Source organism: Micromonospora sp. NPDC049201, from assembly GCF_055586805.1.
On the sequence record NZ_JBVJHM010000022.1, the window covers coordinates 1 to 23,408 of the forward strand.

Below are 23,408 nucleotides of genomic sequence, written 5' to 3' on the forward strand. Positions count from 1 at the left end.
CAATCAGACCAAAGCCCGACCAGTCCGGGGTATAAAACAATTGGCACTGGCTTATCAAGCACCCTGTTGAGTTCTCAAAGAACAACCACACACCAACCCGAAGCCCCGCATCGCAGGACCCCCGCTTGGGGCAACCTCTCTAACTTACCCGGCTCGACTTTCGCTGTCAACCTCAGGTTCGAGGCGATCACCTTGGTTCGAGCCGATCCACGCTGACGCACGCCGTACCCGGCGGTCGTTGCTGTCGTGGTTTCCGGCGGACCGGCCGGCGCCGCTTTCGCAGTCACCCGCCCGGCTCCCTGCCGGCTTCCGCACTTTACCCGGTCGGCTTCGCGTTTGCAACCCCGTGTTCCCGGAGTCTTACCGCACCGCCCGAATCCTCAGTCTGGCTCGGCGTCACCGCCACCATCCTGGTGCCCGCTCTCGGCCGGTTTGCCCCGGCTTCCCGCGTGCAGAGAGAAAGTTACGCGGAGCCGCCCAGGAAGGCAAATCAATGATCGTCATTGTCTGTGGCGACCCGGGTTCCGGGGATGGCGCTCGCGGGGAGGGTCCGGATCGGGACCCGCCGTGCCAGAGTGGTCCGCATGGCTGACCTGTCCCGGCTCCCGACCCTCGCCGAGGAGGCTCTGCTCGGTCTCCTGCTGCCGTTCTGGCAGCTGGTCATCGGCGCGTTCGTGCTCGCCGTGCTGGTGCTGTCGGTGGGACGGCTGGTCCGCCGGGGCCCGTCCCGGATGGCCACCGCGCTGCTGGTCACCGCCGCGGCCATCGCCTGCTTCGCGGTGCTGGGCGTGCTCCTGGAGACCTGAGCCGGGTCAGAGCCGGCGGTTGGCGAGACTGGGCAGCTCGGCCCGGACGGTCCGCAGCCGGTCCAGGTCCACCTCGGCGACCGCCAGGCCCGGACCGTCCGGAACCTGGCTCACCACCGTCCCCCACGGGTCCACCACCATGCTCCGCCCGAAACAGGTCCGGCCCGGGTCGTGGTCACCGGTCTGGCCGGCCGCCGCCACGAAGCACTGGTTCTCGATCGCCCGGGCCCGCAGCAGCACCTCCCAGTGGTCCCGCCCGGTGTGCATCATGAACGCGGCCGGCACGACCAGGAGTTCGGCGCCGCCGTCGACGGCGAGCTGCCGGTAGAGCTCCGGAAACCGCAGGTCGTAACAGATCGACAGGCCGACGCGGAGACCCTCGACGTCGACCACCACGGGCTTCTCCCCCGGGGCGACCGTGGCCGACTCCTGATAGGAGACCCGGCCGGGAATCTCCACGTCGTACAGGTGGATCTTCCGGTACGCGGCGGCGAGCGCGCCGGCACGGTCGAAGACCAGCGAGGTGTTCCAGGTGTGCGCCGGGTCCGGGCCGGCCTCGTGGAACGAACCCGCGATCACCCAGAGGCCGAGCCGACGGGCGGTCTCGGCGAAGAACCGGCCCACCTCGCCGTCGACCGGTTCGGCCGGCGGCATCCGGTCGGCGTGGCCGAGGTAGTCCACGTACTCCGGCAGGAGGGCCAGGTCGGCGCCGGCCGCCGCGGCCCGGACCAGCAGGGCCTCGGCGGCGGCGAGGTTCGCCGCCCGGTCGTCTCGGGCGTTGAGCTGGCAGACGGCGACGCGCATGAGGAGAGGGTACGGCCGGCGGCCACGGGACGACAGGGCTCAGACGCTGGCCAGTACGAGCGCGGCGGCGGCGAATCCGAGCCCGGCCAGTTGCACCGGTCGTAGCCGTTCCCGGTCCACGGCGAGCGCGAGCAGCACCGTGCTCGCCGGGTAGAGCGACGCGATGGCCGCCACCACGCTGAGGTGGCCCCGCGCGGCGGCGGCGAGGTAGAGCGCGTTCGCCGCGGAGTCGAGCAGTCCGGCCGCGGCGGCCCAGCCGAGCACCCGCCGGCCCAGCCGCAGGCGGACGCCGGCGCGGGCGGCGAGCGCCAGCCCGAACGCGATGGAGCTGACGCGCAGCGCCAGCACCGGCCACATGCCGGCGCGCTCGTCGGCCTGCCCGAGCAGCGCGAAGAAGACGCCGAAGAGCAGGCCGGCGGCGAGCGCGATGCCGATGATCCGCCCCGAGACGCGGCCGGTGCCACCGCGCTCGCCGAGGCTCACCAGGGCGATCGCCACCACGGCCAGTCCGGCGCCGCCCAGCGCGACGGTGCCCGGGGAGTCGGCGACGAGCAGGCCGGCGACGATCGGCACGATCGCGGCGGTGATCGCGGTGACCGGTGCCACGACCGCCATCACGCCGACGGCGAGCGCGCGGTAGAGCAGCACCACGCCGGCCGCGCCGGCCACGCCGGCGAGCAGGCCCCAGGCCAGGTCGCCGGCGGTCGGTGTGCCGGGCACGACGAGCACCAGCACACCGAGCAGCGGCAGGCTGATCATCTGCGACACCACGGTCACGGCGATCGGGTCGGCGTGCCGGGAGGCCTTGCCGCCGGAGAAGTCGGCCGTGCCGAACGCGATCGCGGAGACCGCGGCGAGCACAATGGGAAGCATCCGACAGTCGTATCACAATAGTGACCGTGAAGGATGGTATGATGACCGAGAGCGGTGGGCGGGTGGGCGCGGTGACCGCTGCGGTCGCCCGGCAGGTACGCGAACTGCGAGCCGCGCGCGGCTGGTCCTTCGAGGAACTCGCCGGCCGGTCCGGGGTCAGCAAGGGGATGCTGGTGCAGATCGAGGGCGCCCGCACCAACCCGAGCATCGGCACCCTCTGCCGGGTCGCCGACGCGTTCGGGGTCAGCATGGCCCGGCTGCTGGAGCCGGCCGAGGAGAGCACCGTCCGGATCACCCCGGCGGACCAGGCGCCGGTGCTGTGGCGCGGCGCGCACGGCGGCGTCGCCCGCCTGCTCAGCGGTCTGGGCGAGCCCGACCTGGTGGAACTCTGGGACTGGCGGATGCGGCCCGGCGAGGCGCTGCACTCCCCCGACCACGCCCACGGCACCCGGGAGATCCTGCACGTGTTGGACGGCGCCGTCACGGTCACCGTCGACGGCGTCGACCACCGGGTGGACACCGGCGAGACGGTGGAGTTCCACGCCGACCGGGAGCACGGCTACCGCACGGCCGGCGACGAGCCGGTGCGACTGATGATGGTGGCGGTCACCCCGTCGGGCGAGTGGGACCGCCGGACCCGTTCACGCGGACCGCGCCCGAGCTGACCGGGCGCGGTCTCGGCGGGCGGTCAGGCCGACTTCTCCTCGCGGTCCCGGCGACGCCGGCCGGTGAACTCACGGGGCACGATCGTCGGGTTGACGTTCTCCAGGACAGCCTCGCGGGTGATCAGCACCCGGGCGGCGTCGGGGTTGCTCGGCACCTCGTACATCACGGAGAGGAGCACCTCCTCCATGATCGCCCGCAGGCCACGGGCACCGGTGCCGCGGAGCATGGCCTGGTCGGCGATGGCCTCCAGCGCCGGCTCTTCGAACTCCAGCTCGACGCCGTCCAGCTCGAAGAGGCGCTGATATTGCCGGACGAGCGCGTTGCGCGGCTCGGTGAGGATCCGGACCAGCGCGCTGCGGTCGAGGCTGCGCACGTTGGTGATCACCGGGAGCCGGCCGATGAACTCCGGGATCAGCCCGAACTTCAGCATGTCCTCCGGCATGACCTGGCTGAAGATGTCGTCGGTCGACCGCTCCGAGACCGACCGGAGCCGGGCGCCGAAGCCGGTGCCGCCGGAGCCGGTGCGGGACTCGATGATCTGGTCGAGGCCGGCGAACGCGCCACCGCAGATGAACAGCACGTTTGTGGTGTCGATCTGGATGAACTCCTGGTGCGGGTGCTTCCGACCGCCCTGCGGCGGCACGTTGGCCACCGTGCCCTCCAGCATTTTCAGCAGGGCCTGCTGCACGCCCTCGCCGGAGACGTCGCGCGTGATCGACGGATTCTCCGACTTGCGGGCGATCTTGTCGACCTCGTCGATGTAGATGATGCCGGTCTCGGCGCGCTTGATGTCGTAGTCGGCGGCCTGGATCAGCTTGAGGAGGATGTTCTCCACGTCCTCGCCGACGTAGCCCGCCTCGGTGAGCGCGGTGGCGTCGGCGATCGCGAACGGGACGTTGAGCATCCGGGCCAGCGTCTGCGCCAGGTGGGTCTTGCCGCAACCGGTCGGGCCGAGCAGCAGGATGTTGGACTTGGCCAGCTCGACGCCGTCACTGCCGGAGCCGGGCGCGCCCGCGGCCTCGGCCTGGATCCGCTTGTAGTGGTTGTAGACCGCGACGGCGAGCGCCTTCTTGGCCTGCTCCTGACCGACGACGTAGTTGTCGAGGAACTGGCAGATCTCCATCGGCTTGGGAAGCTCTTCCCACTTCACCTCGCCGGACTCGGCCAGCTCCTCCTCGATGATCTCGTTGCAGAGATCGATGCACTCGTCGCAGATGTAGACCCCGGGGCCTGCGATGAGCTTCTTGACCTGCTTCTGTGACTTGCCACAGAAGGAGCACTTCAGTAGGTCGCCGCCGTCACCGATCCGTGCCACCTACGTTCTCCCTGCACTCATCGGCCGAAGCGCCGGCCCTGACCTGCGGACGCCACCGCGCCCGTCCGTCCTGTCGTCCTGCTGTGCTGTCGGATCCCCCGATCCGACCCCGGAGCGGTACAGACCCGACGTTACCCGGTGGCCGGGTTTTCTCCGACCCCCAAAACGGGTGTGTCAGAGGTCGGTCGGGAACCGCCCCCGGCCGACCTCCGACCCCGTCCGTGCTCAGCCCGCGGCGTGAGTCGCCAGCAGACCCTTCTTGCGGCTGGTCAGGATGGTGTCGACCAGCCCGTACTCCTTGGACTCCTCGGCCGTCATGATCTTGTCACGGTCGATGTCCTTACGAACCTGCTCGATCGGCCGGTTGCAGTGGCGGGACAGCATGTCCTCCAACTGCGTCCGCATCCGCAGGATCTCCCGGGCCTGGATCTCGATGTCCGAGCCCTGGCCGTAGCCGCCCTCGGTGGCCGGCTGGTGGATGATGATCCGCGAGTTCGGCAGCGCCATGCGCTTGCCCGGCGTGCCGGCCGCGAGCAGCACCGCCGCCGCGCTGGCCGCCTGCCCGAGGCAGACGGTCTGGATGTCCGGCCGGACGTACTGCATGGTGTCGTAGATCGCCGTCATGGCGGTGAAGGAGCCACCGGGCGAGTTGATGTACATGATGATGTCGCGGTCCGGGTCGGTGCCCTCAAGCGTCAGCAGCTGGGCCATCACGTCGTTGGCCGACGCGTCGTCCACCTGGACCCCGAGGAAGATGATCCGGTCCTCGAAGAGCTTGTTGTAGGGGTTGGACTCCTTCATCCCGTACGACGTGCGCTCGACGAACGACGGCAGGACGTAGCGGTTGTGCACGGCCGCGAACTGGGGCGGCAGGCTCAGGTCGGTCATCGTCAGCTCCTCGGTCAGCTCAGGGTCCCGGCGCCATCCGGAACCTGCGTGGCCCCGATGATCACCTTGTCGATGAAGCCGTAGTCCATGGCCTCCTGGGCGGTGAACCAGCGGTCGCGGTCCGAGTCCGCCTCAATCTGCGCCTGGGACTGGCCGGTGTGGTGCGCGACCCGCTCCTGGAACATCCGCTTGGTGTAGAGCATCTGCTCGGCCTGGATCGCGATGTCCGACGCGGTGCCGCCGAGGCCACCCGAGGGCTGGTGCATCATGATCCGCGCGTGCGGCAGGGCGTAGCGCTTGCCCTTGGTGCCGGCGCAGAGCAGCAGCTGACCCATCGATGCGGCCATGCCCATGGCCACGGTCGACACGTCGTTGTCGATGTACTGCATGGTGTCGTAGATCGCCATGCCGGAGTAGACCGAACCACCCGGCGAGTTGATCCAGAGGAAGATGTCGCGGTCCGGGTCCTCCGCGGCGAGCAGCAGCAGCTGCGCGCAGATGCGGTTGGCCACCTGGTCGTTCACCTCGCTGCCCAGGAAGATGATGCGTTCCTTGAGCAACCGGTTGTAGACCGAGTCGTCGAGGTTGCCAATGGAGTCGCCACCGCGGGCCTCGATCGCCCGGAGCGACTTCTTGGGGATGTGCATGTCGGTCATGGCAGCCCTTCGCTCTCCGTACCGTCCTGTCCGACACTAACCGCTCGCCCTACGGGCGTACTCCCGGTCGGGGCACTGTTCGCTCTCAGCGCAGTCACCCGCACGGCGTACCCCGGAAAGGGTTTCGGCCGCCGCCCGGCGCGCAGCGCGGGACGGCGGCCGTCGCCGGAACGGTCAGTGCTGGTGGTCGTGCTCGGCCTCGTTCTGGGCCCGCAGCGCGTCGAGGGAGACCTCGTTGCCCGCCGCGTCCTTGATCTTGATCTTCTCCATCACCGCGGCCAGCGCCTTGCCCCGACGGACGTCACCGAAGACGGCCGCGGCGGCGCCGGAGCGCGCGAGCTGGTCGTAGTACTGCTGCGGGGCCATCCCGGCGCGCTGCGCCCGGTGCACGATCTCGTGGCCGAACTCGTCGTCGGAGACCTGCACGTCCTCCGCGTCGGCGAGCGTGTCCAGCAGCAGCTGGATCTTGACGCCGTCGTTGGCCGCCTCGGTCAGCTCGGCGTCGATCTGCTCCTCGGTCTTCTCCTCCGCGGCGAGGTACTCCTCCAGGGAGGCGCCGATGCGCTCGAGCTGGTCGACCATCGCGGCCTTGCGGCTCTCGACCTCCTCCTTGACGACACCCTCCGGCGCCGGCACCTCGGCGGCGGCCACCATCTGCTCCAGCGCCTTGTCGCGGGCGGCGTAGATCTGCTCGACCTGCTTGCCGCGGGTGACCCGCTCGCGCAGGTCGGCGCGCAGCTCCTCGATGGTGTCGAACTCGCTGGCCATCTGCGCGAAGTCGTCGTCGAGCTCGGGGAGCTCCTTCTCCTTCACCGTGCGGACGGTCACCGCCACCTCGGCGTCCCGGCCGGCGAAGTCGCCGCCGACGAGCTGGGTGGTGAAGGTGGTGCTGTCGCCGGCGGCCAGGCCGACAAGCGCCTCGTCCAGCCCCGGCAGGAGCTGCTTGCTGCCGACCTCGTGCGAGATGTTGCTCGCCGAACCGCCGGGCACGTCCTCGCCGTCGACTGTCGCGTTCAGGTCGATCTGGACGAAGTCGCCGTCCTGGGCGGCGCGCTCCACCGTCTTCAGCGTGGCGAACCGCTCGCGCAGGCTGTTGACCTGCTCGTCGATCTCGCTGTCGGCGATCTCGATCTCGTCGACGGTCACCTCGATGGTGGCCGGGTCCGGCAGGGTGATCTCCGGACGGACGTCGACCTCGGCGGTGAAGTTGAGCGAGTCACCGTCGTTGAACTCGGTGATGTCGACCTCGGGACGGCCGAGCGTCTTGAGGTCGTGCTCCCGGACCGCGGCGAGGATGTTCTGCGGGATGGCCTCCTGGATCGCCTCGTTGAGGACGGTCCCCCGGCCCACCCGCTGGTCGATCACGGCGCTGGGAACCTTGCCCCGGCGGAAGCCGGGAACCTGGACCTGCTGCCCGATCTCCCGGTACGCCTTCTTGAGGCTCGGCTCGAGCTCGACGAACGGCACCTCGATGGCGAGCCGCACGCGCGTCGGGCTCAGAGTCTCGACGGTGCTCTTCACAGGCGTACTCCTTGACGGATCTGGGTGTCGATTCTGGGGCGTGATTGCGCGCATCGAGTGTAGGCGAGTCGGCCTGCGGCATCGGCAGGGCCCGGGTACCGCGCGGAGAAACCGGCGGTTCCCGGGACGATCCGGTCGCGAACGACAGTCGGGGTGGCGGGATTTGAACCCACGGCCCCTCGCTCCCAAAGCGAGTGCGCTACCAAGCTGCGCCACACCCCGTGGCGACAAAGAGTGTATGCCGTCCGGGCCCTCCCGCGGGTGACCGGGGCACCACGGGCCCGCGTGGGGCGCGCGGTCCGCCGGTGGGGGATGCGCGTCCGGTCCGGAGGATTCGGTACGCTGTCGCGTGTGCCCCGTCGTCGCGGGGCGCTCGCGGGCGTAGCTCAATGGTAGAGCTTCAGTCTTCCAAACTGACTACGCGGGTTCGATTCCCGTCGCCCGCTCCACCGCTCCACCGCCCGACCGGCGGTCAGCCGCCGAGTCGTCTCCGGATCCGTTCCGCGTCATCCGCCGGCAGCGCGTCGGCCACCAGCACCCGGGGCAGCAGGTCCGGCTCCGTCGTCACGGCCCGGAACAGGAACGCCACGGTCACCTCGTGGTCCGGCCGGTGCACGACCTCCACCGGGTCGCCGGCCCGGACCGCGCCCGGCTCGACCACTCGCAGGTACGCGCCCGGCACCGCGGCCCGGGTGAACCGCCTGATCCAGCCCTGCTCGCCCAGCCAGCCCTGGAACGTGCCGCACGGGATGCGCGCGCAGGTGACCTCCAGGACCAGTTCCGCCCCGACCCGCCACCGCTCGCCGACCAGCGCGCCGTTCACGTCCACCCCGGTGGTGGTCAGGTTCTCGCCGAAGCTGCCGTTGCCCAGCGGCCGGCCCAGCTCGGCCTGCCAGCGGTCCAGATCCTCCCGGGCGTACGCGTAGACCGCCTGGTCGGTGCCGCCGTGGTGGGCCACGTCGTAGACCCGGTCACCGGCCAGGCCGACCTCGCCGGCGCCCTTGGGGCCGGGCGCGCTGACCGCGACCGGGCCGTCGACGGGTCGCTTGTCGATGCCGGTCGACGCGATCCCCTTCCAGGGGTTGGGTCGGGGCCGGCCCACGTTCACGGAGAGCACCTTCATGGCGGCGACGGTAGGCGCTGACCGGCCGACCGGGCCACCCGATTCCGCGTACCGGGCGAGGGGCGGGGCGGCGCGGGCTGCGTACGATGCGGGGCCGGACGTGCCCTCGTCGGGTGGAGGTAGTGACGGATGTCAGGCCAGCAGGACGGTTTCGCCCTCGGCGTGGACCTCGGCACCTCGAACACGGTGGCGGTGCTGCGCCGGCCGGACGGGACCACCCGGCCGCTGCTGGTGGACGGCCACCCGATCCTGCCGTCCGGCGTGTACGCCGACACCGCCGGCCACCTGCACGTCGGGCGGGACGCCCAGCGCCTGGCCCAGGCCGACCCGGCCGGCTACGAGCCGAACCCGAAGCGGCGGGTCGACGAGGAGACCGTCGAGCTGGGCGGGCGGGCGTACCGGCCGGCGGAGCTGCTGGCCACGGCCCTGCGGACGGTCGCGGACGCCGCGGTGGCCGCGGTCGGTCTGCTGCCCCCGGCGGTGGTGACGCATCCGGCGGCCTGGCCGGCGGCCCGGCGGCAGGTGCTGCACGACGCGCTGGAACTGGCCGGCTGGCCGGCCGCCGCCGAGCACACGCTCGCCGGACCGATCGCGCCCGGCACCCGCCTGCTGCGCGAGCCGGTGGCCGCGGCCCGCTACTTCACCCAGGTGCTGCGCCGGCCGGTGCCGGTGGGCGGCGCGGTGGCGGTGTTCGACTTCGGCGGCGGCACGCTCGACGTGGCCGTGCTGCGCAACGAGGGCGCCGACCCGTGGGGCGACTCCGGCTTCCATCTGGTCGCCACCGGCGGGATCGCCGACCTGGGCGGCCTCGACCTGGACGCGGCCCTGCTCGGGCGGCTCGGCGAGCTGGTGGGTCCGGCCCACCCCGGGCGCTGGGCCCGGCTGACCGCCCCGGCGACCACCGCCGACCGGCGCGACCGGCAGCAGCTCTGGGACAACGTGCGCGGGGCCAAGGAGATGCTCTCCCGGGTGATGGTCGCGCCGGTGGCCGTGCCGGGGGTGGAGGCGGCCGTGTCGCTGACCCGGGAGGACTTCGAGCGCCTCGCCGCGCCGCTGCTCGCCCGCGCGGTCGCCGAGACCCGGCAGGTGACCGCCGCCGCGGGGGTGCGACCCGAGCAGCTCTCCGGCCTGTTCCTGGTCGGCGGCTCCACCCGGATCCCGCTGGTGGCCCGGCTGCTCCACGCCGAGCTGGGCATCGCGCCGACCGTGCTGGAGCAGCCGGAACTCCCGGTCGCCGAGGGGGCGCTGACCGATCTGCCGCTGCCCCGCCGGGCCGGCCGGCCCGGTGCCCGGCCGTCCGCCGGGAGCCCCGCCGCCCCGGCGGGGGGCGCGGATGCACCGGCCGCCGGCGCGTCGACGCCGGCCCCGACCGTGGCCCAGCCGACGCCCGACCCGACGTTCGAGGACCGGGCGGCGACCGTCGGCGCGGCGACCACCGTCGCCGGCCCGCCCGCCGGAGCGGCGACCACCGCGCCCGGCGGCCCGCACGGCACGCTGGTCGCCGACGTGGCCGGCCCCACCCTTGCGGGGTACGCCACGCCGCCCGCCCAACACGCGCCGGCGTACGCCGGGAGTGGCACTCCCGCGACGTCGGCCGGGCAGCCCGCGCCGACGTACGCCGCGCCCGGCGTACCCCCGGGTTGGGCGCCCCCGACGGGCGGTGCCGGCACGCCGGACGGCGCGTCCTCCGGCGGCGGCCGGCGCGGCCGGCGCGGCCGGTGGCTCGCGCTGGGCGCCGCGCTCGCGGTGGTCGGCGTGGCGGCGGCGACGCTGCTCTGGGTGTTCCGGGACCGGCACCCGGCGCTGGACTTCCACCCGCCGGAGCTGGTCGGGACCGTGGCCGCGGGCGACGAGCGACCGGGCGAGATGTTCACCGCGACGGTGGGCGACCGCGCCTACCTGGCCTGGTCGCGGCCGGACGACCGGCTGAACGTGGTCGCGGTGGACACCGCCACCGGCCGGCGGATCTGGGAGAAGCAGACCCGGGCGAGCGCCGACCGCTGGGCGGGGGTCCGGGCGCTGCCGGACGGGGTGGCCGCGGTGGCCGACGCGTCCGGCAGCAGCACCCCCCGACCGTTCGCGGTGCTCGACGGCGACTCGGGCGAGCAGCGGTGGGAGGTGAGCATCCAGGGCGACGACCAGATCTTCGTCGGCGCCGACACGGTGGTCCGGCTGGACCGCGCCGCCAACCGCCTGGTCGGGTTGCGGCTGGACAACGGCCGGCAGCGGTGGGAACAGGCCAATCCGCGCACCGAGTACGGCGACGCCCGGACCGTGGTGGTGCCGGTCGCCACCGGGGCGGCGCTCGACGGCACGGCGTACCCGGACGGCTCGCCCCGTGCGCCCTGGTCGGGCGAGGCCGACCGGCTGGTCCAGGTGGGCGCGGACCGGTCGGTGCGGGTGGTGGCCATGGACGACGGGAAGATCCTGCGCAGCCGGGGCAACGTGGCCGACCTGGACGACCCGGTGGCCGCCCGGGACGACCGGCTGTACGTGGCGGAGAGCGACCGGGGCCTGCGGTTGGTCTCCTACGACCTCGGCGGTCTCGGCACGCCGGACGTGCGGTACGAGGCGACGGAACGGGACAGCCGGGCGCGGGCGCTGGTCACCTGTGGTGAGCATCGCGCCTGCCTGCTGGAGGTGCCGAGCGCCGGCGCCGACGGCACCCGGGTGGTGGTCGTGGCCGACGGCGAGGACAGCCGGCGCTGGCCGGCCCCGGGGGCGCAGCGGCTGGTCCCGCTCGGCGACCACCTGCTGGCCGCCCGGGACACGCCCCGGGACGCGGTGACGGTGTTCGGCCCGGACGGCAAGCCGGTGCTGCGCGACCGGGACGGGGTGGCGGTCCGGCTGGACGCCGGCAACCTGCTGATCTTCGGCAAGGCGCCCAGCGGCTACGAGGACGACCGGGTGCTCGCCGGGCTGGCGGTGGACGGCAAGCCGGTCGAGATGGGCGAGGTGAAGCAGATCCGCAGCGAGTCGTGTTCCTGGACCACCGAGGTGCTGGTGTGCGGCGCGGAGAAGGAGTTCCGGCTGTACCGGTTCGCCGGCTGACCGGTGCCGCCGGTGCGCCGCCGGCCGCCGGTGCGCCACGGGCCGACCGGCGACCGGCGCGACCGAAAGTGAGCTTGACAGGCGTCGATGTCTCGACTGGTCTGGTGGGCAGTGAGATCGACGTCCGTCAGGAGGCACCTTGTTCGTCCGACGACGGTGGACCGCACTCGCCACCACCGGCATCCTGATCACCGCCGCCCTGTCCCACCCCGGCCCCGGCGTGGCCGCGCCGGCCGCCCCCGCGATCACCCTCGCCCCCACCGAGACCGCCCTGGTCCGGGTGCGCCTGGCCGACGAGGCGCAGCTCGCCCGCCTGGTCGCCGGCGGCGCCGACCTGGCCAACCGCCCCCGCTCCCGCGACGGCCACCCGGTCGCCGACCTTGTCCTCACCGGCCGGCAGCTCGCCGACCTCACCCGGCAGGGGGCGGACGCGCTACAGGTGGTGCAGCGCGCCGACGACGGCGCCCGGCGGCTCGCCGAGAGCGCCCGCGCCGCGCAGGCCCGTACCCGCGCCGGACTGCGCGCCGCCGACGGCACCGACACGCTGCAGTTCCTCCAGGCGTACTGGTGGACCACCGGCGGGAAGACGTACCTCCAGGCCCAGGTGGCCACCACCGCCACCGACGACCCGGACGTGGAGATCACGGTGAGCTGGCGGACGGCGGACGGCGCCACCGGCTCCTTCCCGCTGTACCGGTTCGAGGACTCCGGCGAGTACCAGTACCACTACGCGCTGCCGCAGCCGGTGCCCGGCCGGCCGGTGCAGTTCACCGCCACCTCCAGCCTGGGTGGCACGAGCCGGCCGGTCACCCCGGCGCGCTGGCCGGACGCCACCCCGCCGCCGCAGCCGGCCGGCTACCAGAAGGACTTCATCGACGCCTACCTGACGCCCGTCGACATCAGGGCGCGGATCGCCCGGCTGGGCCGCCAGTACCGCGACCTGGTCGACGTCATCGACCTGCCGAACCGCACCCAGGGCTACCGACGCACCGCCGCCGCGTACCTCGGCGACCCGGCCGTCGCCGCCCTGGTGGTGGAGTCGGTGCGCTTCGGCGACCAGGGCATGAACGGCGTGCAGGCGCGTACCGTCGACCCGGGTCGGGCCAGCCGGCCGCTGACCGTGCGGTACCGGGACCGGGTGCTCACGGTCTCCCTGGCCACCGACGCCGCCGGCAAGGTGACCAGCAGCACCGACGACGTCGCCGCCGCGATCAACGCGCGGCAGGGCAGCCGCTTCCGGGCCACCGTGGAGGACGGCTCGGCCGGACTGCCGATGCCGGTGGCCGGCCCGGTACGCCTCGACGACGGCCTCCAGGGCACCGAGGTGCCGACCCGTCCGTGGACCGTGCAGGCGCTGCGGATCGGCAGGCACCGGGACGGCTCCCGGGTCGGGGTGCTCGCGTACTCGCAGGAACACGCCCGGGAGTGGGCGACGCCACTGGTCACGCTGGAGTTCGCGGAACGGCTGCTGGCCAACGCCCGCACCGACGCGGCGACCCGGCAACTGCTGGAGCAGGTCGACGTGTTCGTGATCCCGACCGTGAACCCGGACGGCGCGAACTACTCGTTCCACGACTACAACCTCCAGCGCAAGAACCTGGTCAACCACTGCACCGGCACCGCCCGCGACCCGAGATACCGCACCACCTGGGGCGTGGACGTCAACCGCAACTACACGGTCGGGTCGCTGTTCGACGGGTACGTGGGCGCCAGCGCCAACTGCCTGTCCGGCAACTACGCGGGCACCGCCGAGCTGTCCGAGGCGGAGAGCCGCAACGTGATCGACCTGGCCCGGGCGCACCCCAACATCAAGTTCGCGATGAACGTGCACTCCTACGGCGGCTACTTCATGTGGCCGCCCGGCGCGTACCGGGCGGACGGCCGGGTGACGCTGCCGCGACCGTCGATCGACGAGTCGACGCTCTTCCTGGCCAGCGCGCGCCGCATCGTCGGGGCCATCGCCACCGAGCGCGGCACGGTCACCTGGCCGTCGCAGACCGGCCCGGTCGCCGACGTGCTCTACTCGGCCGCCGGCAACTCGGCCGACCAGCTCTACTACGAGCTGGGCATCTTCGCCTGGGACTTCGAGGTCGGCAACGACCGCTGGAACGAGGCCACCGGGCAGTGGGAGGGCGTCGGTTTCCAGCCGCCCTTCGACGAGGCGCACGGCGAGTCCCAGGAGTACGCCGGCGGCCTGGTGGAACTGGTCCGGGTGGCCCGCGACTACGCGGCCGGGGCGCGTTGAGCCGGGCGGTCCCCGGCCGGCGCGTCGGCCGGGGACCGCGGTTTCCGGCCCACGGGGCGGGGGCGGGGCGGTCACGGCGAGCCGGGTGTCGGGGACCCGCCGCGCGGGTCGCCTCGCCGAAGGCCGACGCCGGGAAGCAGCTCGCCGAAGGCCGACGCCGGGGAACAGCTCGCCGAAGGTCGACGCCGGGGAACAGTGAGCCCTCAGCCCAACGGGCGACGGATGAACCGCGCGGCGCGGGGTAATGCGAGCGCCGTCCTGGTGGAGTGACGGCTGGCGTCGCGGCGTACCGCGACCGGGGCCCGGGCGGGCGGCGGCAGCGCCGCCCGCCCGCGGCGAGCGCCCGCGCATCCTCGTTGATCATGGAATCGGCATCGACTAGCGTGCGCTCACGTGAAACCGATGCGCATCTTCCCTGTCGTCCTGGCCTGCGTCGCGGCCACGGCGCTCACCGCCTGCGGCGGCGAGGACACCCCGACGAACGCCGACGCCGCGGCGACCTCCACCGCCCCGGCCCCGTCCGCCGCCCCCGCCACCCCCTCCGCCGCGGCCTCCTCGCCGGCCGCGGCGAACGCCGTCGGCGACCGGGAGCTCTGCACGTCCGCGAAGAAGGCCAGCGACGAGATGCGGGCGAAGGTGGTGACCGCGATGCAGTCCGGCGGCGACGCGAACACGCAGCTCGCGAAGATCATGACCGAGCTGGGGCAGAAGGTCAGCGCGCTGACCAGGACCGCGGGTGACGGCGAGGCGGCTGCCGCCCTGCGCCGGTTCAGCGTGGAGGTCACCAAGGCCGCGGCGGCGCCGGACCCGGTCACCGCCGCCGACAACCCCGCGATGGCGAAGGCCGGCGAGGACTTCAACGCGGCCTGCAAGGCGGCCGGGGTCACCACCGTCTTCTGACCCGTCCGACCGTTCCGAACCGTCCACGCGCGGGCCGTTTCCGGGGCGGCCCGACGTGTCGACGGACGACGCGCGGGCGGCGGCACCGAAGCCGACCGGCCCGCGCGTCCCGGACGTCAGTTGCCGGTGACCCAGTTCCAGGCCGAGACCACCCACTCGGTCTGCTGGAGGTAGGCCACCCCGACACCGGCCAGGAACAGCGCGGTGATCATGTGCGCGCCCCGCGCGCTGCGGCGCACCCGACCGAGCTGCCGCTCCAGGATCAGCCGGCCGAGCAGCCGGGCCAACGCGAACAGGCCGACGGCGGTGAGCAGGCTGAGCACGAACGTGAGCAGCGGGGCGACCAGGTTGCCCCGGCCGGAGATCGCCCAGATGCCCCAGCAGACGAACGCGAACAGGGCGCCCGCCGCGCTCCACTCCCCGCCCCGGCGGGCCTGGGCGAGGTGCCAGCTCATCGACCGGCGGGGCGTCGACGCGTCGGCCCAGTCGCCGGACACCCCGTGCTCGACGGTGGGGAACTGCTCCGTCCGGGGCGTACGCGGCCGGCCGACCGCCGCCACCCCGCGCTGGAACGCGTCCCGCTGGGAGGGCACCGCCCCCGGCGGGGGCGTCACCTCCACGGTGCGCTCCGCCCACGGCTGTGTCTGGTCCGCCATGCTTCGTCCTCCCCCTCGACCGACGTCCGCCTCCGCTGTCGAGGGTAGCCACCCGGCAAATAGGGTGCCGACCCCGGCGGGGATGGGGTAGACACGGGCGATGACCGACGCGGTGGTGCCCCGGGCCGACGACTTCGACGAGATCGCCGCCTTCCTGGCGCTCTGCTTCCACGGCGACACCGACCCCGAGGTGCAGGAGGTCGAGCGCCCGATCTTCGAGCCGGAACGCTCCCTGCTGATCCGCGACGGCGGGACGGCGGTCGCGCACGCCGGCGCGTTCAGCCGCGACCTGGCCGTACCGGGCGGAAGCGTGCCGGCCGCGCACGTCAGCATGGTGGCGGTCGCCCCGACGCATCGCCGTCGCGGTCTGCTCACCAACCTGATGCGGCGGCAGTTGCGCGAGATCCGCGACGCCGGGCGGGAGCCGGTCGCGGTGCTCTGGGCCAGCGAGGGCCGCATCTATCCCCGCTTCGGCTACGGCTCGGCGGCGCAGCGGCTGATGCTGACCGCGGACACCACCGGGCTGCGGCTGCCCGCCCCGACGCCCGCCGAGGGCACGCTGCGCCTGGACCGGCCGGCCCCGCACACCGACGAGTTGGCCCGGCTGTACGAGCGGGCGCGCGCCGACCGCCCCGGCTGGTCCCGACGGGACGAGCGCTGGTGGGCGTACGTGCTGTTGGACGCGAAGGGACGCCGGGGCGGCGCCACGGAGCGCCGGGTGCTGTTGCACGACGGGCCGGACGGGCTCGACGGCTATGCGCTCTACCGGACGAAGGAGGACTGGGTCGGCGACGTCCCCCGGGGCGAGGTGCAGGTCGGCGAGGTGGTGGCCGTCACCCCGGAGGCGTCGCTGGCGCTGTGGCGGCTGCTGCTCTCGGTCGACCTGACCCGGCGGCTGTCGTTCCCGACCGCCGCCGTGGACGAGCCGCTGCTGCGCCTGGTGGACGAGCCGCGCCAACTGGCCCCGCAGCTCGCCGACGCGCTCTGGGTGCGGGTGGTGGACGTGCCGGCCGCGCTCGCCGCCCGCCGGTACGCCACCGACGTGGACGTGGTGATCGAGGTCACCGACGAACTGCTGCCGGAGAACACCGGCCGGTGGCGGCTGACCGGCGGGCCGGCCGGCGCCGAGTGCACGGCCACCACCGCGCCGGCCGGGCTGGCCTGCGACGTCCGCGCGCTCGGCGAACTTCTGCTGGGCGGCACCACGCCGGCCGCGCTGGCCGCCGCCGGCCGCGTCCGCGAACTGCTCCCGAACACGCTGACCGTCGCCACCCCCGCCTTCACCTGGCACCGTGCCCCGTCCCCGATGGAGAACTTCTGACCCATCCGGTCCCGCGCCTCGTCGACGATCATGAGTTGGCGGTGCGGTGTGTCCGGATCGTCCCTGCCAACTTCATGATCGTCCGGCGTGGACGCGGACGGACGAGGCCGGTGGGCGGCGCGGTCGGGCGGTACGGTCGGGGGGTGGGTGAGGCGGAGCGGCGGCGGCGGAGACTGCGGCATCACGGCGAGGCGACCGAGCCGTCGGCGGCCGGGGAGACCAGCGCGGCCACGGCCGCCGTCGACGACGACGTCGCCCCCCGACCGCCACGCGGCACCAGGCGCACCGAACCGGAATCGTCGGACGACAGCCCCAGGACGCCACGCGGCGTCAGACGCGCCGAGCTGGAATCGTCGGACGACAGCCCCAGGGCGTCGCGCGGCGTCAGACGCGCCGAGCTGGAATCGTCGGACGACGGCCCCAGGGCGTCGCGCGGCGTCAGACGCGCCGAGCTGGAATCGTCGGAGCCTCGCGGGCGTCGCGGCGCCCCGTCCGCCGACGACGGCGAACGAGGGCTACGCGGCCTCGTCGGCTCGGGGTCGTCGCAGGTGAGCGTCACCGCCGCGCTGCGGGCCCGGGACGCCGCCCGCCCCAGCGAGGACGACCTCGCCGCGGCCGAGGCACGGGTGGTGCTGGTGCGCCGCAACTGGGTGCCCCGCGAGGACCTGCCGCGCGGCGGACGCTGACCACCACGCCGGGCCGCGCCGGGTTCCCGGCGCCCGGCCGGACGCGTCAGGCCGGCAGCTCGGGCAGCCGGCCGCTCTGCTCGTAGTCGGCCACCTGGGCGATGCGCCGGCTGTGCCGGGGATTGCCGGAGAACACCGTGGTCAGGAACGCCTCGACCAGGGCGGTTGCCTCGTCCAGCGTGTGCTGTCGCGCGCCGATCGCGACCACGTTGGCGTCGTTGTGCTCCCGGGACAGCTGCGCGGTGTCGATGTTCCAGGCCAGCGCCGCCCGGACGCCGGCCACCTTGTTCGCGGCGATCTGCTCGCCGTTGCCGGACCCGCCGATCACCACGCCGAGGCTCCCCGGGTCGCCGACCACCCGGTCGCCGGTGTGCAGGCAGAACGCCGGGTAGTCGTCGTCCGGGTCGAAGGCGTGCGGACCCACGTCCACCACCTCGTAGCCCTGCTTGGCCAAGTGGTTGGCCAGGTGCACCTTCAGCTCGAAACCGGCGTGGTCGGATCCCAGATAGACGCGCATACCGCGCAGTCTGACAGGCCCGCCCCCGGGCCGACGCGCGGGCGGCGACCCGGAGGCGGATTCGTCACACGGGTGCTCAGCGGGGCAGCTCGGCGACGACCAGGCCGGCCCGCGCCTTCGGGGTGAACCAGGTGCTCTTGCGCGGCATCTTCTCCCGGGCCAGGTTGACCGCGACGAAGTCGTCCACGGTCACCGGCGCCACCAGCACGGCCAGCTCGGCCCGGCCGGCGTCGACCTCACCGGTGAGCCAGCTCGCCGGGTAGTCGCCGCCCACGTACGTGATCCGCTTGTCGCCCGGGTCCAGGCCCAGCGCGTCGCGCAGCAGCAGCCGCTCGACGAGCGCGTGGTCGAGGTTCTCCAGCCGGCCGGCGCCGACGTGCGGCAGCGTCACCGCGTACCCCCGGCCGGCGAGGTGCAGGTGCACGACGCCGCCGGTGGCCGGGACGCCGACCGGGCCGGCGGCCTCGGTGACCTCGGCGCCGGCGGCGCGGAGCCGGTCGAGCAGCTCGTCGGGGGTGGTGGTCAGCTCGCTGACCAGCCGGTTGTAGGGCTGGATGGCGACCGACGCGGGGGTGGTGACCACCGCGAGGAAGCGCGGGAAACCGCCGGTCTGCGCGGCCAGGCTGCGGTGGTTGCCGTCCGCGACCACCAGCTCGCCGCCGCCGGCCAGCGCGGTCAGCTCGTCCTGTGCGGGGCCGGGGCCGACCAGCCAGATGGCGTGCGTCCGGCCGGACTGGTCGACGTCGGTCGCGGCGGGCGCGCCGGCCGTCTCGGTCGCCGCCGCGAGCGCCGCGTGCAGCTCGTCACCGCGTCCGGTCTGGAGCAGGAGTACGGGTGAGAGCAGGTGGCCGACGGCCTCCGCCAGCGCGACGCGCTCCCGCACCTTGGCGATGAACACGTCCTCGTTGCGGATCACCAGGCCCGGCTCCTCGGCGCGGGTGGAGATCTGGTCGGTGTCGACCATGGCCCACAGCCCGTACGCGTTCTCCTCCCCCGGCGCGCTGATCCGGTAGAGCACCACCACCTGCTCGGCCGGGGTGTAGCTGCCGTCCGCCTTGGCCTCGGCGAGGCGGGACACCGCGTCCGGGAGCGCGTCGAGGAAGGACTTCCCCAGGCTGCCCGGGGCCCGGTGGGGCATCTCGATGCCCAGGGCACTGTGCGGATTCGCCTCGACGATGGCGGTGATCTCCGCGTCGTCGGCGAACTCGTCGTAGTTCTGCGCGCCGGTGCCGCCAGTGGTGATCCAGGCCCGGGCGATCGGATGCACGACCGTCATGTCCGCTGACGCTACCCGCGCCCGCCCCGCCCCCCTCACCGGACTCGCCCTCCTTCCACCAGGTGAAAGGAGGGGCCCCCGGTTAACGCCTCAGGTAGAGGTGGGGCCCCTTCTCAACAGCCGGGCGGCTCACGCGACGGGGTCACGGTGGCGGCCGGGACCGGCCGGTCGACGGGGTGGCGTGGACGGGCGGGAGCCGGCGTTGAGGCGTACCGTCGTCGCCCCGGCGGCGACCGGCGGGGCGGCGGGGCCGAACCGGGTCGGAACGCGGGCGGGGCGGTCCGCCTCGGGCGGGGTGATCCGCGAGGTGGCCACCACCCGGGCCACCCCGACCACGATCGGCGGGGCCAGCAGGTCGGCCAGCCCGGCCGGCCCGGCGGGCCAGTCACCTTCGGCCACCGACCAGTACGTCGCACCGGAATCCTCGGTCGCCGGCTGCGTCGCGTCGTCGGACAGGCGGCGGTGCTTACCCATTCAGAACGCCTCCAGGAGCTGCCGTGGTGCGGCCGGAAGCGGGCCGCCGGCTGGGACACCCGGTGAAACGAGCCCCGCACCGGCCCGGTGACGGGCGGGCGCGGGGCTCGGCGGGTGTTAGCAGGGGCCCCCGCCTATACCGGAGGCGTTAAGCGGGGGCCCCTCCTTGCACCTCAGTCGAAGATGGGGTTCTGGGTGCGGGTGCGCTTCAACTCGTAGAAGCCGGGGGTGGCGCTGACCAGCAGCACGCCGTCCCAGAGCCGGCCGGCGGCCTCGCCCTTCGGCGCCGGCGTGATCACCGGGCCGAAGAACGCGACCTGACCGCCGTCCGGACCGGGCGCGTGCACCACGGGGGTGCCGACCTCGGTGCCGACCGGACGCATGCCGGCCTCGTGGCTGGCCCGCAACGCGTCGTCGTACTGCGTCGACTCGGCGGCGTCGGCGAGCGCCGGGTCCAGCCCGACCTCGGTGAGCGCGCCGACCAGCATGTCCCGGTCCAGGTCCTGCCGACCGAGATGGATCCGGGTGCCCATGGCGGTGTAGAGCTTCGCCAGCTTCTCGGCGCCGTGCGCCTGCTCGGCGGCGATGCACACCCGTACCGGACCCCAGCCCTTGCGCATGATGTCCTGGTACTCCTCGGGCAGGTCCCGGCCTTCGTTGAGCACGGACAGGCTCATCACGTGGAACCGGATGTCCACGTCCCGGACCTGCTCGACCTCGAGCAGCCAACGGGAGGTGATCCAGGCCCACGGGCAGAGCGGGTCGAACCACATGTCCGCGGTGATACGTTCGGTCACGGTATCGTCCCTTCGAGTATTCCCCCCCGCGCCGGCTCCCGGCGCCTTCTCCTGTCGAGTCTCACCCCGCACCCCATCGACACGCACCCGAATGAGAGCCTGACCTCGGCCGCCGAATGGGGCGTCTGCATGGAAGACTCGGTTTCGGACCGCCCGTCACGAGCGGACGGGGAGGCCGGTGCCGCGGGGCGCGGCGAGACGACTGGGATGGAGACGAACAGTGCCGGGAGTGCGCAACCTGACCCAGGTCGAGGCGATCGAGCGGGCCCGCCTGCTCGAGGTGACCGGGTACGACATCAGCCTCGACCTGTCGACCGCCGTGCAGCCCACCGGCCGCACGTTCCGCTCGGTGACCGAGGTCCGGTTCCGCTGCGCCGAGCCGGGGGCGACCACGTTCATCGAGGCCGCCGCCGACACGGTGCGGTCGGCCACGTTGAACGGTGAGCCGGTCGACCTGTCCGACTGGTCCGCCGAGCAGGGTCTCACGCTGACCGGCCTGGCCGCCGAGAACGTCCTCGTGGTCGACGCCGACTTCGGTTACTCGAACAGCGGGCAGGGCCTGCACCGCACCGTCGACCCGGTCGACGGCGAGACCTACCTGTACAGCCAGTTCGAGACCGCCGACGCGCAGCGGGTCTTCGCCTGCTTCGACCAGCCCGACCTGAAGAGCGTCTACACCTGGCACGCCACCGTCCCGGACCACTGGAAGGTCGTGTCGAACATGCCGGTGGCCCGCGAGGAGGCCGCCGACGAGGGCATGAAGACGCTGCACTTCGCCCGCTCCGAGCGGATGAGCACCTACATCACCGCGCTGTGCGCCGGGCCGTACCACGAGGTGCGCCACACCCACGACGGCATCGACATGGGCTACTTCTGCCGGGCCAGCATGGCGCCTCACCTCGACGCGGACGACCTGCACCTGATCACCACGCAGGGCTTCGACTTCTTCCAGGAGAAGTTCGGCGTGCGCTACCCGCTGCCGAAGTACGACCAGCTCTGGGTGCCGGACTTCAACGCCGGCGCGATGGAGAACTTCGGCTGCGTCACGCACGCCGAGTCGCACTACATCTTCCGGTCGCAGGTCACCGACTTCGAGTACGAGCAGCGCGCCAACACGATCCTGCACGAGCTGGCGCACATGTGGTTCGGTGACCTGGTCACCATGCGCTGGTGGAACGACCTGTGGTTGAACGAGTCGTTCGCCGAGTGGGCCAGCCACTGGTGCAACACCCACGCCACCCGCTTCACCGACGCCTGGACGACGTTCCTGTCGATCCGGAAGAACTGGGGCTACCGGCAGGACCAGCTCTCCTCCACCCACCCGGTCTACTGCGAGATGCCGGACCTGGAGGCGGTCGAGGTCAACTTCGACGGCATCACGTACGCCAAGGGCGCCAGCGTGCTCAAGCAGCTCGTCGCGTACGTGGGCGAGGAGCCGTTCGTGGCCGGCCTGCGGGCCTACTTCGGCAAGCACGCCTGGGGCAACGCCACCTTCGACGACCTGCTCTCCGAGCTGGAGGCGGCCTCCGGCCGGGAGCTGCGCAAGTTCGCCGCCCAGTGGTTGGAGACCGCGCAGGTCAACACGCTGCGCCCGGACGTGGCCATCGGCGCCGACGGTGCGTACGAGCGGGTGGTGGTGCGGCAGGAGGCGCCGGCCGGGCACCCGACGCTGCGGACCCACCGGATCGGGGTGGGCCTCTACGACCTGACCGACGGCCGGCTGGTCCGGCGCGAGCTGGTCGAGGTGGACGTGACCGGTGAGCTGACCGAGCTGTCCGCGCTGCACGGCCGGCCCGCGGCCGACGTGCTGCTGCTCAACGACGAGGACCTCACCTACACCAAGCTGCGGCTGGACGAGCGGTCCATGTCGACAGTGGTGCAGCACATCGCCGGTTTCGACTCGTCGCTGGCCCGGGCGCTGTGCTGGACGGCCGCCTGGGACATGACCCGGGACGCCGAGCTGTCGGCGCGCGACTACGTGGCGCTGGTGCTGGCCGGGCTGACCGCCGAGACCGACATCAACCTGGTGACCGCCACACTGCGGCAGGCGTCCACCGCGCTCACGTTCTACGCCGACCCGGAGTGGGCGCCGACCGGCTGGGCCGACCTGGCCCGGACCGCACGGACCGCGCTGGCCGCGGCGGAGCCGGGCAGCGGCTTCCAGCTCGCCTGGGCCCGGGCGTACGCCTCCTCGGCCCGCTCCGGCGAGGACCTGGCGACGCTGCGCGGCTGGCTGGACGGCAGCGGGGTGCCGGCCGGCCTGACCGTCGACACCGAGCTGCGGTGGACCGTGCTCCAGTCGCTTGTCGCCAACGGCGCGGCCGGGGCCGCCGAGGTGGAGGCCGAGCTGGCGAGCGACCGCACCGCCAGCGGCGAGCGGGAGGCCGCGTACGCGTACGCGCTGGTGCCGACCGAGGCGAACAAGGCCGCGGTGTGGGCGCAGCTCACCGGCCCGGACGCGCTGCCCAACTGGCGCAACCGCGCGCTGTTGCAGGGCCTCACCCACCCGGCGCAGGTGGAGCTGACCGCGCCCTACCGGGAGCGTTACTTCGCCGCCGTCGACCAGGTGTGGGCGCAGCGGGACAGCGAGCCGGCGCAGGAGTTCGTGCAGCTCGCCTACCCGGCGTACCTGGTCGACGAGGACACCGTCGCGGCCACCGACGCGTGGCTGGCCCGCGACGGTCAGCCGGCGTCGCTGCGCCGGCTGGTGGCCGAGGGCCGTGACGGCGTGGTCCGCGCGTTGAAGGCCCGCGAGCGGGACGCCCGCAGCGCCTGAGCAGGGGTACGACGGCCGGGGCCGGCGCGGGTGGAAGCCCGCGCCGGCCCCGGCCCT

General features: G+C 73.3%; 20 protein-coding genes and 2 tRNA genes. 9 read left to right on the forward strand and 13 right to left on the reverse strand.

Annotation, left to right across the window (positions count from 1 at the left end):
- The first annotated feature begins 584 nt into the window (after positions 1-584).
- Positions 585-806, forward strand: coding sequence for a hypothetical protein (locus tag ACZ6O5_RS30640; RefSeq protein WP_465981739.1), 222 nt, complete (start codon positions 585-587; stop codon positions 804-806).
- Between the two features lie 6 nt (positions 807-812).
- Here ACZ6O5_RS30640 and ACZ6O5_RS30645 read toward each other — a convergent pair whose 3' ends face one another.
- Positions 813-1,610: a carbon-nitrogen hydrolase family protein gene (locus tag ACZ6O5_RS30645; RefSeq protein ID WP_465981740.1), complete on the reverse strand. Its 798-nt coding sequence runs from the start codon at positions 1,608-1,610 to the stop codon at positions 813-815.
- Between the two features lie 39 nt (positions 1,611-1,649).
- On the reverse strand, positions 1,650-2,483 hold the full coding sequence (locus ACZ6O5_RS30650; RefSeq protein ID WP_465981742.1) for an EamA family transporter: 834 nt from the start codon (positions 2,481-2,483) through the stop codon (positions 1,650-1,652).
- 41 nt (positions 2,484-2,524) lie between these two features.
- Here ACZ6O5_RS30650 and ACZ6O5_RS30655 point away from each other — a divergent pair, with 41 nt between their 5' ends.
- Positions 2,525-3,148, forward strand: a complete 624-nt coding sequence (locus ACZ6O5_RS30655) for a helix-turn-helix domain-containing protein (protein ID WP_465981744.1) — start codon at positions 2,525-2,527, stop codon at positions 3,146-3,148.
- A 23-nt stretch (positions 3,149-3,171) separates the two neighbouring features.
- Here ACZ6O5_RS30655 and clpX read toward each other — a convergent pair whose 3' ends face one another.
- The 5 genes from clpX to ACZ6O5_RS30680 all read right to left on the reverse strand — a co-directional run bounded on the left by clpX (position 3,172) and on the right by ACZ6O5_RS30680 (position 7,751).
- The gene (gene clpX / locus ACZ6O5_RS30660; RefSeq protein WP_281937306.1) at positions 3,172-4,464 is read right to left on the reverse strand and encodes an ATP-dependent Clp protease ATP-binding subunit ClpX; all 1,293 of its coding nucleotides are present in this window, start codon (positions 4,462-4,464) and stop codon (positions 3,172-3,174) included.
- Positions 4,465-4,689: 225 nt separating this feature from the next.
- On the reverse strand, positions 4,690-5,352 hold the full coding sequence (locus tag ACZ6O5_RS30665; protein WP_091069591.1) for an ATP-dependent Clp protease proteolytic subunit: 663 nt from the start codon (positions 5,350-5,352) through the stop codon (positions 4,690-4,692).
- A 14-nt stretch (positions 5,353-5,366) separates the two neighbouring features.
- Positions 5,367-6,008 (reverse strand): ATP-dependent Clp protease proteolytic subunit, encoded by a 642-nt coding sequence (locus ACZ6O5_RS30670; protein ID WP_107155907.1) that lies wholly within the window; start codon positions 6,006-6,008, stop codon positions 5,367-5,369.
- A gap of 174 nt (positions 6,009-6,182) precedes the next feature.
- Positions 6,183-7,529: a trigger factor gene (tig, locus tag ACZ6O5_RS30675; RefSeq protein WP_465981747.1), complete on the reverse strand. Its 1,347-nt coding sequence runs from the start codon at positions 7,527-7,529 to the stop codon at positions 6,183-6,185.
- A 148-nt stretch (positions 7,530-7,677) separates the two neighbouring features.
- Positions 7,678-7,751, reverse strand: a tRNA-Pro gene (locus ACZ6O5_RS30680).
- A 153-nt stretch (positions 7,752-7,904) separates the two neighbouring features.
- Between ACZ6O5_RS30680 and ACZ6O5_RS30685 the strand changes: the two genes are divergently transcribed.
- A tRNA-Gly gene (locus ACZ6O5_RS30685) sits at positions 7,905-7,978 on the forward strand.
- Positions 7,979-8,001: 23 nt separating this feature from the next.
- Here the strand turns inward: ACZ6O5_RS30685 and ACZ6O5_RS30690 are convergent.
- Positions 8,002-8,652 carry an MOSC domain-containing protein gene (locus tag ACZ6O5_RS30690; RefSeq protein WP_465981749.1) on the reverse strand — a complete coding sequence of 217 codons (651 nt, stop codon included), beginning with the start codon at positions 8,650-8,652 and terminating at the stop codon, positions 8,002-8,004.
- A gap of 129 nt (positions 8,653-8,781) precedes the next feature.
- Between ACZ6O5_RS30690 and ACZ6O5_RS30695 the strand changes: the two genes are divergently transcribed.
- The 3 genes from ACZ6O5_RS30695 (at position 8,782) to ACZ6O5_RS30705 (ending at position 14,848) form a co-directional block, all read left to right on the forward strand.
- Positions 8,782-11,703 carry an Hsp70 family protein gene (locus ACZ6O5_RS30695; protein WP_465981751.1) on the forward strand — a complete coding sequence of 974 codons (2,922 nt, stop codon included), beginning with the start codon at positions 8,782-8,784 and terminating at the stop codon, positions 11,701-11,703.
- Positions 11,704-11,842: 139 nt separating this feature from the next.
- Positions 11,843-13,948 carry a M14 family zinc carboxypeptidase gene (locus ACZ6O5_RS30700; protein WP_465981753.1) on the forward strand — a complete coding sequence of 702 codons (2,106 nt, stop codon included), beginning with the start codon at positions 11,843-11,845 and terminating at the stop codon, positions 13,946-13,948.
- 402 nt (positions 13,949-14,350) lie between these two features.
- On the forward strand, positions 14,351-14,848 hold the full coding sequence (locus ACZ6O5_RS30705; protein WP_465981755.1) for a hypothetical protein: 498 nt from the start codon (positions 14,351-14,353) through the stop codon (positions 14,846-14,848).
- 116 nt (positions 14,849-14,964) lie between these two features.
- Here ACZ6O5_RS30705 and ACZ6O5_RS30710 read toward each other — a convergent pair whose 3' ends face one another.
- The gene (locus tag ACZ6O5_RS30710) at positions 14,965-15,504 is read right to left on the reverse strand and encodes a hypothetical protein (protein WP_465981757.1); all 540 of its coding nucleotides are present in this window, start codon (positions 15,502-15,504) and stop codon (positions 14,965-14,967) included.
- A 100-nt stretch (positions 15,505-15,604) separates the two neighbouring features.
- On the opposite strand from ACZ6O5_RS30710, the gene ACZ6O5_RS30715 reads away from it, so the two are divergent.
- Both ACZ6O5_RS30715 and ACZ6O5_RS30720 read left to right on the forward strand, forming a co-directional pair.
- Positions 15,605-16,825, forward strand: coding sequence for a GNAT family N-acetyltransferase (locus ACZ6O5_RS30715; protein WP_465981759.1), 1,221 nt, complete (start codon positions 15,605-15,607; stop codon positions 16,823-16,825).
- Between the two features lie 344 nt (positions 16,826-17,169).
- Positions 17,170-17,511, forward strand: a complete 342-nt coding sequence (locus tag ACZ6O5_RS30720; RefSeq protein WP_465981809.1) for a hypothetical protein — start codon at positions 17,170-17,172, stop codon at positions 17,509-17,511.
- 46 nt (positions 17,512-17,557) lie between these two features.
- On the opposite strand, the gene ACZ6O5_RS30725 is transcribed toward ACZ6O5_RS30720, so the two are convergent.
- The 4 genes from ACZ6O5_RS30725 to ACZ6O5_RS30740 all read right to left on the reverse strand — a co-directional run bounded on the left by ACZ6O5_RS30725 (position 17,558) and on the right by ACZ6O5_RS30740 (position 20,575).
- On the reverse strand, positions 17,558-18,028 hold the full coding sequence (locus tag ACZ6O5_RS30725) for a ribose-5-phosphate isomerase (RefSeq protein ID WP_465981761.1): 471 nt from the start codon (positions 18,026-18,028) through the stop codon (positions 17,558-17,560).
- A gap of 76 nt (positions 18,029-18,104) precedes the next feature.
- A complete protein-coding gene (locus ACZ6O5_RS30730; protein WP_465981763.1) occupies positions 18,105-19,304 on the reverse strand; it encodes a DUF1015 family protein in 1,200 nt (399 codons plus the stop codon).
- 129 nt (positions 19,305-19,433) lie between these two features.
- Positions 19,434-19,778, reverse strand: a complete 345-nt coding sequence (locus ACZ6O5_RS30735; protein WP_465981765.1) for a hypothetical protein — start codon at positions 19,776-19,778, stop codon at positions 19,434-19,436.
- A gap of 173 nt (positions 19,779-19,951) precedes the next feature.
- Entirely contained in the window at positions 19,952-20,575 is a 624-nt protein-coding gene (locus ACZ6O5_RS30740) for a mycothiol-dependent nitroreductase Rv2466c family protein (protein ID WP_465981767.1), read from the reverse strand.
- A 229-nt stretch (positions 20,576-20,804) separates the two neighbouring features.
- On the opposite strand from ACZ6O5_RS30740, the gene pepN reads away from it, so the two are divergent.
- On the forward strand, positions 20,805-23,351 hold the full coding sequence (pepN, locus tag ACZ6O5_RS30745) for an aminopeptidase N (RefSeq protein WP_465981769.1): 2,547 nt from the start codon (positions 20,805-20,807) through the stop codon (positions 23,349-23,351).
- Positions 23,352-23,408 lie beyond the last annotated feature (57 nt).